The sequence below is a fragment of the Planctomycetia bacterium genome, assembly GCA_034440135.1.
GTDB lineage: Bacteria > Planctomycetota > Planctomycetia > Pirellulales > JALHLM01 > JALHLM01.
Genome location: JAWXBP010000102.1, coordinates 13,754 through 28,549, shown reverse-complemented (window position 1 = coordinate 28,549; position 14,796 = coordinate 13,754). Strand labels below are relative to the sequence as shown.

Annotated in this window: 12 protein-coding genes; 1 reads left to right on the top strand and 11 read right to left on the bottom strand. The window is 60.7% G+C overall.

The genetic code is table 11. The features are described 5' to 3' along the window. From SGJ19_05985 to SGJ19_05955, 7 genes are all read right to left on the bottom strand, one after another. Window positions 1-2,186, bottom strand: a 2,186-nt coding sequence (locus tag SGJ19_05985) for an FG-GAP-like repeat-containing protein (GenBank protein MDZ4779783.1), incomplete at its 3' end; no start/stop codon positions are given. Between the two features lie 31 nt (window positions 2,187-2,217). Continuing rightward, the gene (locus tag SGJ19_05980; GenBank protein ID MDZ4779782.1) at window positions 2,218-2,745 is read right to left on the bottom strand and encodes a hypothetical protein; all 528 of its coding nucleotides are present in this window, start codon (window positions 2,743-2,745) and stop codon (window positions 2,218-2,220) included. Next, window positions 2,742-4,598 carry a CRTAC1 family protein gene (locus tag SGJ19_05975; protein ID MDZ4779781.1) on the bottom strand — a complete coding sequence of 619 codons (1,857 nt, stop codon included), beginning with the start codon at window positions 4,596-4,598 and terminating at the stop codon, window positions 2,742-2,744. The genes SGJ19_05980 and SGJ19_05975 overlap by 4 nt, the downstream gene beginning before the upstream one ends. Beyond that, entirely contained in the window at window positions 4,595-7,459 is a 2,865-nt protein-coding gene (locus tag SGJ19_05970) for a multiheme c-type cytochrome (GenBank protein MDZ4779780.1), read from the bottom strand. Before SGJ19_05970 ends, SGJ19_05975 begins: the two co-directional genes overlap by 4 nt. A gap of 194 nt (window positions 7,460-7,653) precedes the next feature. Then, window positions 7,654-8,130 carry a hypothetical protein gene (locus SGJ19_05965; protein ID MDZ4779779.1) on the bottom strand — a complete coding sequence of 159 codons (477 nt, stop codon included), beginning with the start codon at window positions 8,128-8,130 and terminating at the stop codon, window positions 7,654-7,656. A 101-nt stretch (window positions 8,131-8,231) separates the two neighbouring features. After that, window positions 8,232-9,284, bottom strand: coding sequence for a Gfo/Idh/MocA family oxidoreductase (locus SGJ19_05960; GenBank protein ID MDZ4779778.1), 1,053 nt, complete (start codon window positions 9,282-9,284; stop codon window positions 8,232-8,234). After that, entirely contained in the window at window positions 9,281-10,003 is a 723-nt protein-coding gene (locus tag SGJ19_05955; GenBank protein MDZ4779777.1) for an NTP transferase domain-containing protein, read from the bottom strand. The genes SGJ19_05960 and SGJ19_05955 overlap by 4 nt, the downstream gene beginning before the upstream one ends. Window positions 10,004-10,234: 231 nt before the next feature. Here SGJ19_05955 and SGJ19_05950 point away from each other — a divergent pair, with 231 nt between their 5' ends. Beyond that, the gene (locus SGJ19_05950; protein MDZ4779776.1) at window positions 10,235-10,894 is read left to right on the top strand and encodes a DUF2306 domain-containing protein; all 660 of its coding nucleotides are present in this window, start codon (window positions 10,235-10,237) and stop codon (window positions 10,892-10,894) included. Window positions 10,895-11,236: 342 nt separating this feature from the next. Here the strand turns inward: SGJ19_05950 and SGJ19_05945 are convergent, their stop codons facing one another. The 4 genes from SGJ19_05945 to SGJ19_05930 all read right to left on the bottom strand — a co-directional run bounded on the left by SGJ19_05945 (window position 11,237) and on the right by SGJ19_05930 (window position 14,649). Further along, on the bottom strand, window positions 11,237-11,599 hold the full coding sequence (locus tag SGJ19_05945; GenBank protein ID MDZ4779775.1) for a hypothetical protein: 363 nt from the start codon (window positions 11,597-11,599) through the stop codon (window positions 11,237-11,239). A 79-nt stretch (window positions 11,600-11,678) separates the two neighbouring features. Then, complete coding sequence (locus tag SGJ19_05940) at window positions 11,679-11,990, bottom strand: DUF1559 domain-containing protein (GenBank protein ID MDZ4779774.1); 312 nt, start codon at window positions 11,988-11,990, stop codon at window positions 11,679-11,681. 28 nt (window positions 11,991-12,018) lie between these two features. Further along, the gene (locus SGJ19_05935) at window positions 12,019-12,792 is read right to left on the bottom strand and encodes a DUF1559 domain-containing protein (protein ID MDZ4779773.1); all 774 of its coding nucleotides are present in this window, start codon (window positions 12,790-12,792) and stop codon (window positions 12,019-12,021) included. A 54-nt stretch (window positions 12,793-12,846) separates the two neighbouring features. Further along, window positions 12,847-14,649 carry an alpha-amylase family glycosyl hydrolase gene (locus SGJ19_05930; protein ID MDZ4779772.1) on the bottom strand — a complete coding sequence of 601 codons (1,803 nt, stop codon included), beginning with the start codon at window positions 14,647-14,649 and terminating at the stop codon, window positions 12,847-12,849. Window positions 14,650-14,796: the final 147 nt, after the last annotated feature.

The window sequence follows — 14,796 nt, the reverse complement described above, 5'->3', positions numbered from 1 at the left end:
TCGCCGTCCCAGACAAACAGCAGCGGGCAACTCGACGTCTGTCGTTGCGTCTCCTCGATGCGATGCAGCTTGCCGGCCTCCAGGTTGGTTTCGGTCTGAAACACGCCGTCGGACCAGTGAAGCATGACGAAATCGACCTTGTCCGCGCCGGCCGTGCCGAACGTCAACGGCATCAAGCTCTGCCCGGGGCCGGAGTCGTTGCGAAACGTCTCGGCGCTAAACCATTTTGACCCAATCCGCGCGTTTACTTTGACGCCAATGCCGGAACGATTGGAACGCATCTCGTCTTGCTTTTCTTCTTTGCCGGAGAAGGTCAAGCCGATGAAGGGGACGTTCTTGGGAGTTTTCGTCGACAAGACCAATTCTTTGTCGTCGTGCGAAAACCAAACTAGAGATGTCCGAACGCTGTCGAGTGCTGCGAATCGTACCGCGTCCGGCCAGTTCGTTTTGGCGCGAAATAGCTCTTTCGAGCCGCGCAGTTCCCGTACGACGATCGTCGAGGACTTGCAAATCGCGACTTCCCATTGGCCATCGCCGTCAATATCCGCAGCTGCCATTCGACTCAGATCGGCAAGCGCAGAGTTGATAATCACTGGACCAAGATACTTTGGCTCCCAAGCGCCATTGTCCGCATGCGTCCAACGTTCGAGGCCCGCCCCCAATGAATAAAACTCGGTCGAGCCGTCTGAATCACTATCAAGCGCGAGCGCGACGTCATACGGATAGCCTCTCGTAATGAAGCGATCCAGTCCCTTAGCGTTCGAGAACTTCCACAGTCGATCATTGGCGTAGGCCTGCCGTTGTTCGACGTTGGGATTCGCGAAGTACTTCCCTAAAAACATCAAATCGACATCCCGGTCGTGATCGAAATCCGTGGCAACAATTTGGTGCGCTCCGAATTCCAGACGCCCGAGTTTGAAGCCGGATTCCTCGCCCAGGGCTCGAAACGTGCCATCAAGGTTGTTCGCGAGGAGCGTCTTACTGCTGTCCTCGTGAAAGATGACCAGATCAAGATCGCCGTCGTGGTCAAAGTCGATCATCATCGTGTCGGCGGTAAATACGTTGCCAGCGGAAGTGCCTGTCGAATCGGTGACATCTTCCCATTGATTCTGCGCAGTCTGCCGCCATAGTTGATTTGCCCCGCGGCGACCGAAGTATGCGTCGGTGAGTCCGTCGTTGTCGTAGTCGCCCCAAGCGACGGCCGAGGCGTCGGTTACTTTCGTCAGCGAGTGCTCGGCCGACAGCGAGAGTTTGCCATCCGACTGTTGCAGGAATACCGCGTTGAGCAACTGATCGTCTTCGATCAGCCCAGCGGCGAGGAAGAGATCGAGCCGTCCATCGCCGTTGACATCACAGCAGGTGAGGCTTGGCTCCGGTTGACGCTGATCCCTCGGCTCCCGCCAAGTGAAACCGGACGGTGGTGCGAAACGCTGCGTGGCTTCGACGAATTCGACGTTGGCTGTGGCCGCCTTGTCCTCCGGCAACGAAGCGACAACTACGTCCGCCTTCGCGCCCATGCGCGTATACTTCATCGCCTCCTTACGCGCCTGCGGGTTGCCTTCCAGCTTTTGAAAGTCGGCCATCATCGCCTTGGCTTCGTCCGGTTTGCGCAACCGCTGCAAGGTCTGAAACGCCGCGTAGTAGGCGCTGGCGAAATACGGATCGCGGTCGATGGCTTGTTGGTAGTGCGCGAGGGCTTCGTCGAACTGGCCTTCGTTGAACTGGCAGCGGCCGACAAAGTACGTGGCGAAGGCGTCCGCTGGGTCTTTCGCGGCGACGAACTCGAAATGCGCTTTGGCTTCGTCGGTTTTGCCGAGGTAGTAGAGCAGCACGCCTTGGCAGTAGCGGGCGCGGAGGTGCTTCGGTTCGATCTTCAAGACATCGTCGAGGATCGCCAGCGAATCGACGATGTACTGCGAGGCGAACGATTCGTCCGGCTTCTGTTGATTGAAGGTGGCGATCGCCAGGTCGACTTTGACATCCGCCCAGCCGGGATAACGCTTCGCGAGATCGGCGAAGATCGCTTGCGCGGGGGCGAACTCGAACTTGCCCATGTGCCCGACACCGACATTGTGCTCGGCGACTAACTCGGGCGTGAGTTTGAATTCGGCGGGAGCGACGACGGGCGGCTTGACGGCTGGTGGTGCGGCGGGCTGGTTGCGATTGCAGCCGCCGCATCCGGCCACGCACGCAAGCCAGAGAAACGCCGGAAGTACTCTAGCGAGTAGCCGAGGAGTCGAAACCAAAACACTCCGACCTGAGGTCGTGAAGCGCGAGGATGAATTCATCGAATCCCTTCATGTCGTAACGGACGAGGCCGAACTTCTCGCCGGACGCAGTACGAATCTCAAAGCCGCGAATCGACGAGCCCAGCACGCGGTCCACGATTAGATTGGTTGAATTGTTGACGACGGCACGAAGTGGTGCAACCTTGATGATCTCGCCTACCGGCACTTCCACCAGCCGGCGCGACACGAGCTTTTTCCCTCGAAGCGTGTTGCCGTCTAGCTCGACCCAATGAAAATTCTCCAACATGTGCTTCGACATGTAGCCGGCGAGGAATAGAAACAGCCCAACCAACAGCCACGCTTTCCATGAGAAGCCGGTGTAATAAAGTGCTGCGAGACTACCCGTCAGCGGGCCGAATGCGAGCAAAGGGAATACCGTGAATGTAAGCAGAACGCAGATCAGCCGTGTACGGCAGACCAATGGCTCTTGCGGCGACGGCGACGGCGACGAATTCATTGTCCGGCGTCCTGCTCGATTTCAGTCAGTTGATCCACTTTCACATCCCCGACCTTCTGTTCCTTGCCGTCCGGCCAGGTGACTGTCAGGCTTTCTACTTTATCCGCCTTGCCGAGGCCAAAGGTGATGGGCAGTTCGACTTGCGAAAGGTAGCTGCGGGTGGGCATGACCTGGCGTTCTTGCGTGACGCCGCCGGCGGTGAGCGTGACGCGGGCGCCGAGGGCGTCGCGGTTGCCGTTCGCGCCGCGCAGTTTGAGCCGGAGCCAGTGATGGCCGAGTTGCTGGTCGTTGCGGAGCAGTCGCGGCGCGCCGCCGACCGAGGTCAGCAGGACGTCGAGGTCGCCGTCGGCGTCGATGTCGGCGTAACTCGCTCCGCGGCCCACCATGGGCTTCACGAAATCCTCGCCGCACTTTTCGGCGGATAGCAGGACGAACTCGCTTTTTTGAGCGGCGCCGCAATTCCAGAACAGTTGCGGGGCCTGTTCGTAGTGCTGGCTTTCCTGCACGCGGTTGATTTCATCCTCGATGTGGCCGTTGGCCTCCAGCACGTCCAGGCGGCCGTCGAGGTCGTAGTCGAAAAAGAACACGCCGAACTTAAGTGACAGCCGCGACGGGGGGCCGATGCCGTTCGAGATCGCGTCGTCGAAGAAGTTCAGCGACTTGCCGTTCGAGACGTACAGCGCCGTCGGTTCGTTGGCGAAGTTGCCGATCACCACGCCCAGCGAACCGTCGTTACGAAACGCGCCGGCGTCGATGCCCATCGCACCGCGGGCATTGCCGGCCGTATCGAAGGCCACGCCCGCCTCGGCGCCGACTTCCTCGAACGTGCCGTCGCCGCGGTTATGGAACAACAGATTCTGCACCGTGTCGTTGGCGACGATCAAATCGAGCCAGCCGTCACGATCGACGTCGACCGGTGCGAGGCCCAGCGACTTGGCGAGCGGCACTTTAGTGGCCTTGTTCCGCACCTGTACGCCGGCGGCTTCAGAGACATCGACAAAGGTGCCGTCCCCTTGGTTGCGATAGAGATAGGGGAACGTCCCTTGAAACGCGCGCGGCGGCCCATAGGCGCGACCGACGCCGACGAGTTGAAAGTCTTGGGCGAGATCGATCTCCTTCGACCATTCGATATAGTTGGCCACATAGAGATCGAGATCGCCATCGTTGTCGTAGTCGAAGAACGTGGAGGCGGTGCTCCAAATGGCGTCCGCGCCGCCGACGCCCGCGGCATCGGTAACGTCGACGAATTTGCCTTGCTCGTTGCGGAACAGGTGATTCTTCCCGACGGCGGAGATGAACAGGTCGACCCAGCCGTCGCCGTCGTAGTCGCCACAGGCGACGCCCATGCCATAGCAAGTGAGGTTCAGGCCGGCTGATTCCGTGGCGTCCGCGAAGTTGCCTTTCCCGTCGTTCTGATAGAGCGCCGCCGTCGGCGCTGGTTGTCCTTCGGCGACGGGCTGATCCGGCCAAGGCATCGAGTTGACGAAAAGGATGTCCTGATCGCCGTCGTTGTCGTAGTCGAAGAACGCGCAGCCGCCCCCCATGGTCTCAGGCAGGAGCTTACTGCCATACGCGCCGTTGACGTGCCGGAAGGTAATGCCCGCCGATTGCGTGACGTCGGTGAATTTCACCGTGGGCGGCTCGATGGTCGGCGCATCCCGCACGGTCGGCGCGGCCAACGGCGTGGCCTTGGTCTCTGCTGGCTTCGGACGATTGCGCAGGTACACGACGCCGGCAATTACACAAGCGCCGATCACGAGCACCACTAGCGAACCGCGCAACGCGCGACCGATCACCGCGTCATCAACGGCGGCGTCTTCTCCGTCCGGCGGCAGGTTTTCCATGTTGCTCATTGTCCACCCCCGGTGCTCGCCGTTTCGACGGCAGGTTGACTTGTCAGGCCCGGCGCTCCGTCGCGTTGCAACGGATAAATCACCAGGGCCTCCGCGGCGTGATTGGCCGCAGGGTATTTCTTGCGCGCCGCCGCCACGGCGCTATCTCGTGCGTTGTCGTCCGGCTTATAGCGAGCGTGCGCAGCTTGATGCACTTGTGCTTTCGTCTCGTCTCCCAACTGCTGATAGATCAAGCCGAGGTTATAGTGTGCGGCGACGTCCTCGCTGTCTTCCTTGAGCGTTTTTTCGTAAGTCGCCGCCGCCTCGCGCAACAGGGCGTCGCGTTCCGCCTGCTTCGCGGGATCGCGGACTTGCTTCGCCCGATCGAACAGCACTTGTCCCAGCAAGTTGATCACTTCGTAGTCGCGGCTGAAATCGAAACCGCGCTCGATCATTTCCGGCGTGCGATCTTCCAGCACGCTGCGGAAGTTCTTTTCGGCCGCTTCGAGATGCCCTTGTTGCTGGTTGATTCTGCCGGACAACCAGGCGACCGTCCATGCCGGAGGGGGCGGATCCTTGAACTGCGTGGCGCGCTGAATCGCCGCCGTGGCCTCGTCGAGGCGTCCTTCTTCCAAGTACACGCGTGCCATGTTCAGCGGCCCGTCGCAGCGATTGAGCTTTTCGACTTCCGCGAACGCGGCCGCGGATTGGCGCAATTCCGCACGGCCTTCGAGCAACAGGCCGATGCCGTAATCGTTCCAACGCTGCCAGGACGGAATCGTCGATTCCGGATTGCTGGGCGCGGGCGAACCGCCTTCGATCGGCAACGTGATCGTGTCAGTTGCCAACGTCGTGATCGGCAATTCATTGCGATAGGGTTGGCCAGGCTTGTGACCGCGCAAGGGGAGATCGCCCGGCTTGGCGGCCTTGGCGACGAAGTCCATGTAATCTTTGTCGAACTTGCGATATTGCAACTTCACCGTGATCGTCACCGGCTCGCGGGCGTCGTCCGGCACGCGGAAGCCATAGTGCGCCACCTGGCCTGCGCCCGGCGGAATCTGATGGTTGTAGAGCGGTACGAAAATATCCTGCGGATTGCGGCGATTTATGCGGTTCCCGTTGCGGTCGAGCATGAACACGTTGATGAAGTGCGACCAGGGATCGACCGTGCCGTCGTCGCCGATCGCGCCGTTGCGGCCGATGACCTTGTCTCCTGAATTGATCGCGACGTCGACCCAGACTTCGTTGGAGTCGACCGTGCCTTGCGTGAACAAGTGCCCCATCTTCAAGGTGCGGATCACCGATTCCAACAAGTAGTCCGTTCCCGGCTTGAGCGCTGGTGTCGCCGGACGGAGCGGAGCGATCAACGGGCTGTCGATTTGCCCCCCTTCCTTGAGGCCGAAGATATCGATGCGAACGATATCTTTCATGAATTCCTGGTGCTTGGTGATGATGTCGGGCTCGTTGCGCATCCAGGCGACGCCGGTGTTCGCGGAGGGGAACAGATGATCGTGGATGCTCAGCTTTTTCGCGCTGGCGAAAAGCTTTGCGCCGAAATCGCCGGATTCTTTGAGCGGCATGTGGCAGCCGGCGCAGTTTTCTTGCGCCTTGGGCGGATAGTAGAAGCTGCGCGCCCCGTGGCCGGAAACGCCGCTCAGCAAGAAGGGATCGTAGTGATTCTGCCCGCGGAGGAATTCCTTGTAGTGATTGAGCGCGAAGGGCAGATGCACTTTGTGGCAGGTCGAACAGAACTCGGCCTGTTTGTGGTGCGGCTTCAAGAACGTTTTCTTGTGGAAGCTCGGCTTCGCCTTCACGAGTTGCCGGTTCACGTATTTCAGCACCGCGTTCTCGCTCTGCGCGAACGGATAGTGAAGCGGCTCTTCAATCGTGAAATCGGCGTTGCCGCGCGTGCTATGCACGTCGGTAATCGCGTGGCAGGCCGTACAAGTGATGCCGGCCTGAGCCGTGGGGTGATTTACGACGTCGAATTTGGGATCGTCGAACGCACCGCTAAAGAACGGCACCGGATCGTGGCAACCGGCGCACCAGCGCGAGGCCTGCATCGAGCCGTCGCGCTCGAACGACACTTCACGCGTTTCGCGCACGCTGGCGAGGTAAGCCGGGTTGTTGAATGAACTAAAGTGATGCGCGCTGTGAAACCAGCCGTCGTAGGCGTCCTTGTGGCATTCCAGGCAGTATTGATCCATCATCAGCGTTTCGGCCGGAATGAATTTTCCACTCGCCGTGCGAGCGAGCGAGGGCTCGAAATACTTCACGCCGGAAGCCGGGCCGGCGACGTTCCATAGCCGCGGATCTTGCGTTTGCAGGATGAGCATGATCGCCACGGTGGCGCCCATCACGCCAAGGTACGCGCCGCCGATGCGCCATTTAATCTTCGGTCCGGCGAGCCGGTGGAGCCAGTACAACCAAACGGTCGCCAACGGCGTCGCCACGTGCAGCCAATACACGGCGTCGCGCGCGAGCGGTTGTTTCAGATCGAACACGCCTTCGATCCGCACTAACAGTAGGCCGGTCGCCAACACCGCAATGCCGGCGGCGAACAGCACATATCCGATCCGCACGGCGCGACGATTCCGGCGATTTTTCGCGGCCATCATGTGAATGGCGCCGAACACCACAAACGGCACGACGAGCAACAGGCCCAGAACGACGTGGACCAGGAACATCATCAGATAGAAATAGTTCTGATAGGTCCGCCCGCTGAACCATTCGGTTGCCGTGACGCCCGCCAGATAACACGAGTTCGCGCCCAACACCGCCACGAGCGCGAAGATTGAGAATAACAAAACGCGCAGCCGCGGACCGACGGTGCGTACATAGCGTTTGGGCGCCGGCGCGTCGCCGGAGGTAATGCTGGCCATGGGTCAAATCCTAGCGGAGTGAGTTGGGGAAGCGCCAACGCCAGGCAGCCAAATCGCACACCGCGCGGCAAGTGCGCCGCGGGTCGCGATCGAACACCATCGTGGCTGGGACACACCAGCGCGCAGCCAACAACGAAACTATACGTCGTTCTTACTGTGGTAATGCCACGGCGCCGCGCGCACGAGCGAAGTGATTAGCTCGCTTCCGGCGGTCGCCAAGTGGCCGGATACCACGTCGCAGAAAGTGGCGGCGCTTTGAACTCCGCGCGTGGCCGCAACGCGGCGGACGGGTGCTCGCAAGCCGGTTCGCTCAACCTCGCCCAGGAGTCCTGAATGCGTTGCAAACTTGACGGTGGTGCGTTCGGCACGGCGAACGGATGTGGCACACGACGGCAACTGGGCCCATCGCAAGGGAAGGGCGCTCGGGGAGCTTGTTCGGTGTGCTGGGGCGCTTCGGCCACCGGCATGGCGGCAGCGTCATGCGCAGGCGCGATCGCCGACGGATTTCCGATCACCACGTAGTCGCCGCAACTGGCCGAAGCCGCTGGAACACTCGCCGCCAAGGCGATGGCCAAAAAGCCAAATTGCCAAGCGGCGCGCAATCGCCCCTTACTTCGCGCGGAATCCGCGAAAAACGAGACATCGAAGCCAGCAGCGACGCCGACAGGCATGACACAGCCAAAACGAAAAGTGGGCAAGGTTTCCCCGGCAGCCGAACGGCGCCTCACGACCTTCCCTTATGGCTGAGCATACCCCCGCAGAGACGCCACGGTCAAGCAAAAACCCCAACGTTTGGGGAGGAAGCAACACTCAAGCCTGTCGCGACATCATTACTACTGAGCCGTTCCACCGAGGCAATCGCTCGCAACGACTCCCGCCCGGTCTGCCACGGGATCGGAAAGGGGCGTTTTGCCATCGCTGCCTCGAGGGCATCACGGAGCAAATCAACATACATGACGTTGACGTCCCAATCGGGATGGTTCCAAAGCAATGCGTCGGTAGGTTTCCCACCGGACTCGTTGCGCCAGTCGAGTTGTCCTGTCCCCCAATCCAAATGCAGGGCGCCGCGCGATCCGACGAACTCGAAGCCGCGCGATCCTCGGGGTTGGCACATGCTCAAGCGAATTTCGGCGCAAACGTCATCGCCAAAGCGCAGCGCGCATTCCGCGCTGTCGTCGGCCGGCATTTCGAGTTGGCCTGACCGCCAACTGCGGCCGCGTACTTCCGTGGGGGCGCCAAAACACCACAGCAAGTAATCCAATTCGTGATCCAGCGTGGGCAATACGCCGCCGCCTTGTTCCGGACGAGCCGCGTACGACGTGCGGTAATCCTCCCAGGGATGCCAGTCGGGCAAGTAGCTCGCGAACCACGCTCGAGCGCTTTGCACCTGGCCGATTTTGCCCTCCAGCAACGCCTCGCGCGCCAGCCGATACGCCGGATGATAGCGCAAGCAGTACGCAACGCCGATCGGCGCCGGCGCGGTCGTCAACCAATTGCGCGCCGCTTCCGCCTGCTGTAGATCCATCGCGAGCGGCTTTTCGATCAGCACCGGCACGCCGGTGCGCGCGAATTGCTCGGCCGCCGCGAGATGCAAGCTCGTCGGATTGCAAATCACGGCTAAATCGAGGCCGTTGGCGATAGCGGCCTCCGTTTTGTCGACAATCAACGCGCCGGCGGGCGGCGTGAAGGCGGGATTGCTTCCATGCGGACGGCGGACGATGGTGATCCGCCGCACGCCGAGCCGCTGGAGATTCTCCACGTGACGACGGCCGATCGAACCGAACCCGACCACGGCGACGCGCAACTGGGAATAGCGGGCGCTCATGCGGCGGCGGAGCGCCTGGGACGCTCGAAGCGATCGCAGTAACGATACGCGTCGGACAGCGAAAACATCCCGTCTTTTCCCGTCACGGCGGCGAATATTTGTCGCATCCGCGCCAGGTCGCGCGGCGTGTCGATCGTCAGTGCGATCTCGCGCCGCAGACCGTGCCAGTCGGCCGGCAATTGGTGGACGCGATACGCCCAGGGGAACTGTCGAAAGAACGGCGTCACGTGCTCACGCTGGTGTCCGTCGACGGCGACCCTGGCCATCCGTCGTAACGCGCCGACCTGAAACACCTCCGGGACGACGTAGGACAATTCCTGTACGCAGGTGTATTCCGCGCCGGCGGCGAAATGTTCTTCCAGAATCGCCGCCGTCCGCTCTGGGCAATAGGCCGGGTTGTCGGCCGTGGCCCTGACCGCCGTGGCGTCGTTCGGCAAATCGGCCGTGGCTTGGAGAAATCGCGAGAGTACGTCGGCCGTGGCGCCGCGGACGCACGCGACGCCCAACTCTCGGCAGGTCGCTTCGGTGCGGTTGTCTTCCGGTTCGCAGGTCGTGGCCACCACAACTTCCCAGGGCCGCCTGGCGAAACGCTCCGCGGCCTGCAGCCGAGTCACCACGTGTTCCAACACCGACTGACCGGCGAGATCCGTCAAGATTTTGCCCGGCAAACGGGTCGAACCCATCCGGGCCTGCACCACCACGCGCACGGCAGCGTCCATGTCTGCCTCCCTTCCACGAAACGAGCCGAATTCCTAATTCGGGGCGGCATTGTAGCGAAACCCGGCAAACGAGGCATCAGCAGTTCATGGGGCTGAAAATGTAACGGCGCCGGCTCCTCCAAGCCCAGGGAAGGCCACCATCGACGTTGCTGATGGAGGAGTTTGCGAGGGCCTTCCCTGGGCTTAGCGTTGAGAGCGCCGCAATTCGTCGTCGCTACTACAATACAAGTTATGCCCTCGGTCCCTTTCCTCGCGACTTCGCGTCTGCTCGCCGTGTTGACGGCGGTGTTGATCTTGAAAGTCACGGCGGCCGTCGTGTTTGAGTATCGCCACTACATGCCGCCGAATTTCCAGGCGGATTTCTTGCTAGGACGCGAGCCGTATTTCTGGGGCGGGTATCATTGGGCCTTCTACGTGCATCTCGTCGCGGGGCCGCTGACGCTCGTGCTGGGCACGGTGCTCGTCAGCGAACGCTTTCGCCAGGCATTTCCGGCGTGGCATCGACGGCTTGGGCGCGTGCAGGTCGCCAGCGTGTTGCTGCTCCTCGCGCCGAGCGGATTGTGGATGGCGTTCTATGCCGCGACCGGCGCGGTGGCCGGCGCAGGGCTCGGCGCGCTGGCGATCGTCACGGCGATTTGCGTGGCCCTCGGCTGGCGCTACGCCGTCCAACGCCGATTCCAAACTCATCGGCGCTGGATGATGCGCACGTTCATACTCTTGTGCTCGGCGGTAGTGATCCGCCTGATCGGCGGCCTGGCCACCGTGGCCGAGATCGACGCGATGTGGATTTATCCGGCGTCGGCTTGGGCGAGTTGGGTTGTGCCGCTGCTTGTCTACGAGATTGGCCGATCGTACGGCGATCGTCGCGGGCGCCTTGCTGCGAATGCTTAGCATCCGATACGCGGCGGTTCGTCAGTCGCGTTTGAGAAGCCCTGAAAGGGCGGCAGATAATAGCCAGGGGTGCAAACCCCTGGGAAATGGAGCAAGAGCAATGGCCCGAGCCCCAACGGGGCGACACAAAACAAGAATGGGCGCGTCGCTAAAAGTGTCGCCCCGGTGGGGCTCATGTTTTTTGGGTTTGACCGAGAGTCCAGGGGTTGGCACCCCTGGCTATTTTCTGCCGCCCCTTCGGGGCTGAATCCGCAGCGATGCGGCGCACGATCAGCAAGCAATGCTTTCGCAGCTGCGACGTAAGTCTCAAATCAGGCGATGTACTATTGCGACACACAAAAATCACTCTTGAAGCTCCGCGTCATCGCGACCGGCGATCGAAATCATCGCCCGGAGTTGCTTGGCGTCGTTTTCTCTACTCAAGAATCTGCCGCGACCGTCCACAAACACAGCGCTCATTTCGCTGGAATGCGAGAGGGTTTGGGAGGAGGGCAGGCTGAGGATCAGTGCTTCATCCGCATCGACGGGCGACATCCAGGGCACGCTATGTTCTGCATCGACTTCGATCACCATCAGCGTTGTCGCACGGTCATCAGTGATTTCGGAAAGCTTGCGCGATTCCGTCGGCAGGAAGAAGCCACCGGGCACGACGACGGCGAGATAGGTCGTATGGTTCGGCGGACCGTCGAATGTGCGGCAAAACATAACCAAATGGCGGAGCCGCTTTCTCAAAGACCGCCTTATTCGCCGGATCGTCCCACGGCTTGGTGAGATCGATCTGTTTTTACAAAGCTTGTTGCTCCACGTATGGCAGAATCAACGTACGCCAACTGTGCAGAGGCCTACCGTCCGCATCAATGGTGTACGCCGGCGGGAATTCTTTATATGTGCTTTCGTAGTTCAAGAGACCGAGTGCGATCTGCTTGAGATTCACGATGCATCCAGCGCGGCTATAGGATTCTCGATGACCAAGCTGGCGAATTACGGGAGCAAATAGCAAGCCGACCACGATGAAAATCGCCAGCAACGGCAATGCCCGCCACCAGTTCGCCGGCTTATTCCATCGCGGCAGGTCGGCGTTCGGCTCGGTGCTCATGGATACTCCTCAATTCCCAGGCTTCGAGTTAATCCTCTTCGAAAGTTTCATCATCATCATGGCCAGCAATGGAAATCATCGCACGGAGATTCTTCGCCTCCGTATCCGTTTGCAAGAACGCGCCGTGGCCGTCCACAAACACGGCGTTCATGCCGCCGGGATGCGGGAAACTGTCGGACGACATCAAACTCAGTATCATTTTTTCATCAGCATCAGTAGGAGCCATCCAAGGGACGCTGTGTTCTTTGTCGACCTCGATTACCATCAGCGTCTTCGCGTGGTCGTCGGTGATGTCGGAGAGCTTGCGCGATTCCGTTGGCAGGAGACACACGTCTTGACCGACGACTGCGAGGTACGTCGTATAGCCGCGAACAAGCCTTGAAGTGGGACAAGTGTATACGGCCACCGGCGTCTCAAACACATTCGCATTGGCCGGGTCATTCCATGGCTTCGTGAGATCGATTCGCTCGTAGAGGGGCGTCTGCTCAATATACGGCAGAAGCAACGTCCTCCAACTATGCAATGGCTTCCCGTTTTCATCGACCGTATAGGCGGGAGGGAATGCCTGGTAGCGGGACTGATAATTCAGCCAGCCAAGCGTGATTTGCTTCATGTTGTTGGTGCAGTGTGCGCGCCGGCCAGCTTCCGGCGCGATGCGCAGCGCCGGCAACATCAATAGGACAAGCAGGCCCATGCCGCCCAGCAAGGCGAGCATCGTGAAGAACAGCCGTTTTCCCGAGCTTCCGCTGCGAATCGCCGCTTCGTTCGCCGACGCCGGGCTTTCATACGGATTGCTGTCCATGGCCGCCTCTCCGGGAACTCAGTGAAGTTGCCGCGACACGGCTTTCATCCTAGCTCATGGCTGCACATCCTGCGAATAGATCAGCATCGTATACGGCCCGATGCTGATTTCGCCGCTGGCTTGGAGGCCGTCGTAGTCGTCCTCTTGCGCGGCGACGTCGTCGCTGGCGTGGTTGGTGAAATCGTTGCTGTAGCCTTGCCAGTCAGAGTTCAGGCGCAGTTTCCATTCGCCAGTGCAGGGGAAGCCAATCTTGTAGCCTTCGTGCTGCGTGTTGGAGAGATTCACGACGACGACCACATCATCACCGGCGCCATGCTCGTTCCAGCGATGGAAGGCGAGCATGTTGTCCGGTTCGTTGAGGTGGAACGTCTGAATGTTCCGCCCGCACAGCCCGCGCGTGAGGCCGGCGCGGTTGAGACGGAGGCGAATCAGGTCGCGGTAAAGGCGCACCACGCCGCAGTAGTCGTCGGTCAGGTCCCAATCGAGCGGCACCGTGTCCTGGAACCAACCGCCCTGCAGGAATTCCTGGCCTTGGAAGAGCATGGGAATGCCGGGGCAGGTGAAGACCAGCCCAGCCGCCAGCGTGGAGCGTTTCTGGGCAAAAAAATTTGTCGGGTCGTCCGGCGCAATCTCCGACGGCACCCGGGCCTTGCCATTGGCGACCTCGTCGTGCGACTCGCTGTAGATCACGCGCTCGAACGGATCGCCGTTGTAGGCAAACGTCAGCGCCGCGTAGACGTCGTGCAGCGAACGATTCTCGTCGTCCGTTTCGATCACCGTGGCGCGAATCGGATGCACGAACTCCGCGCACCACTGCGCGCCGAAGCCTGCGCCGCCGGCGCCGACGTCCTTCGTGAGCCAGGCGTTGTTTTGCAAGTCCTCGGCGATCGTGATCTTGCCTGGATACTTCTGAGCGATCTCCTCATTGATCCACTGCGCGAGTCCCCAGCCTTCCGGCAGTTCGGTCCCTTCGCCGCGCACGGTACGGACATAGAGCGTCATATCGTAACGCAGTCCGTCGACGTGATAATCCTCCAGCCACATCATCGCGTTATCGCGAATGAATTGTCGCACTTCGCCGCGCCCGTAGTCGGGCCGCGTGTTGCCCCAGGGAGTTTCGCTGCGCCAATCGTTGTAGAAATAAATGCCGCCGCCGTCGTTCTCGCTCCAGCCGTCGAACTGCCAGATATCGAGGTCGCTGGGGCCGAAGTGGTTGTAGACTACGTCGAGGATTACGCCGAAACCTTGTTTATGTGCTTCGCGGATGAACTCCTTGAACGCCAGCGGACCGCCGTAAGCCTGTTCGACTGCGAAGATATGCGCCGGGTTATAGCCCCACGAGAAATCACCCGCGAACTCCGCGGCCGGCATGATCTCCAGCACGTTCACGCCGAGCTTCTTCAAATGCGCAAGGCCCTCGATCGCATGCGCGAACGTGCCCGGCGTGCCGCCTTCCTCATCGCGGAAGGTGCCGATGTGCATTTCGTAGATGACCAGCTCATTCCACGGCGGGAGCTTGAACGCGTCCCCCTGCCAGTCGAACGACGGATCATGCACGATGCTGTTGCCGACGGAGTTGGTGACCTCGCGAGCATACGGATCGATACGCGAGAGCCGTTGCTCGCCGTTGACAATCAAGTACCGGTATTCGTCGCCGACCTTGGCTTCCGCGACTTCGCCGTACCAGACGCCGTTGTCTTCTTTCACGAGCGGATGCCGTTGTTCGTCAAAGGCGTTGAAGTCGCCCATGACAAAGACCGCCTCGGCGTGCGGCGCCCAGACGCGAAACGCCACGCCCTGTTCAAACGGTAGCGCGCCCATCCCTTGTTGTCGCGTCGCGGTAATCGCCGAAGCCATGGTCAGCCATCCTTTCTGAGTACGTTGGTGCAGCGCGCCGTTGAGCCTAGCACTGGCGTCGGGCGCGAGCAAATAATTCTGACGTTCCGGAAACCACGGTGGACGATCTCGCGCCAATTGGCCGTAGATTTGGCCCATCGCGTGTGT

Excerpts from the sequence above, each read along its gene's own strand:
- SGJ19_05950 (MDZ4779776.1), top strand. The coding sequence starts at position 10,235 with ATGCCCTCGGTCCCTTTCCTCGCGACTTCGCGTCTGCTCGCCGTGTTG.
- SGJ19_05965 (MDZ4779779.1), bottom strand. The coding sequence starts at position 8,130 with ATGCCTGTCGGCGTCGCTGCTGGCTTCGATGTCTCGTTTTTCGCGGAT.
- SGJ19_05930 (MDZ4779772.1), bottom strand. The coding sequence starts at position 14,649 with ATGGCTTCGGCGATTACCGCGACGCGACAACAAGGGATGGGCGCGCTA.
- SGJ19_05955 (MDZ4779777.1), bottom strand. The coding sequence starts at position 10,003 with ATGGACGCTGCCGTGCGCGTGGTGGTGCAGGCCCGGATGGGTTCGACC.
- SGJ19_05960 (MDZ4779778.1), bottom strand. The coding sequence starts at position 9,284 with ATGAGCGCCCGCTATTCCCAGTTGCGCGTCGCCGTGGTCGGGTTCGGT.
- SGJ19_05970 (MDZ4779780.1), bottom strand. The coding sequence starts at position 7,459 with ATGGCCAGCATTACCTCCGGCGACGCGCCGGCGCCCAAACGCTATGTA.
- SGJ19_05980 (MDZ4779782.1), bottom strand. The coding sequence starts at position 2,745 with ATGAATTCGTCGCCGTCGCCGTCGCCGCAAGAGCCATTGGTCTGCCGT.
- SGJ19_05940 (MDZ4779774.1), bottom strand. The coding sequence starts at position 11,990 with ATGAGCACCGAGCCGAACGCCGACCTGCCGCGATGGAATAAGCCGGCG.
- SGJ19_05945 (MDZ4779775.1), bottom strand. The coding sequence starts at position 11,599 with ATGTTTTGCCGCACATTCGACGGTCCGCCGAACCATACGACCTATCTC.
- SGJ19_05975 (MDZ4779781.1), bottom strand. The coding sequence starts at position 4,598 with ATGAGCAACATGGAAAACCTGCCGCCGGACGGAGAAGACGCCGCCGTT.
- SGJ19_05935 (MDZ4779773.1), bottom strand. The coding sequence starts at position 12,792 with ATGGACAGCAATCCGTATGAAAGCCCGGCGTCGGCGAACGAAGCGGCG.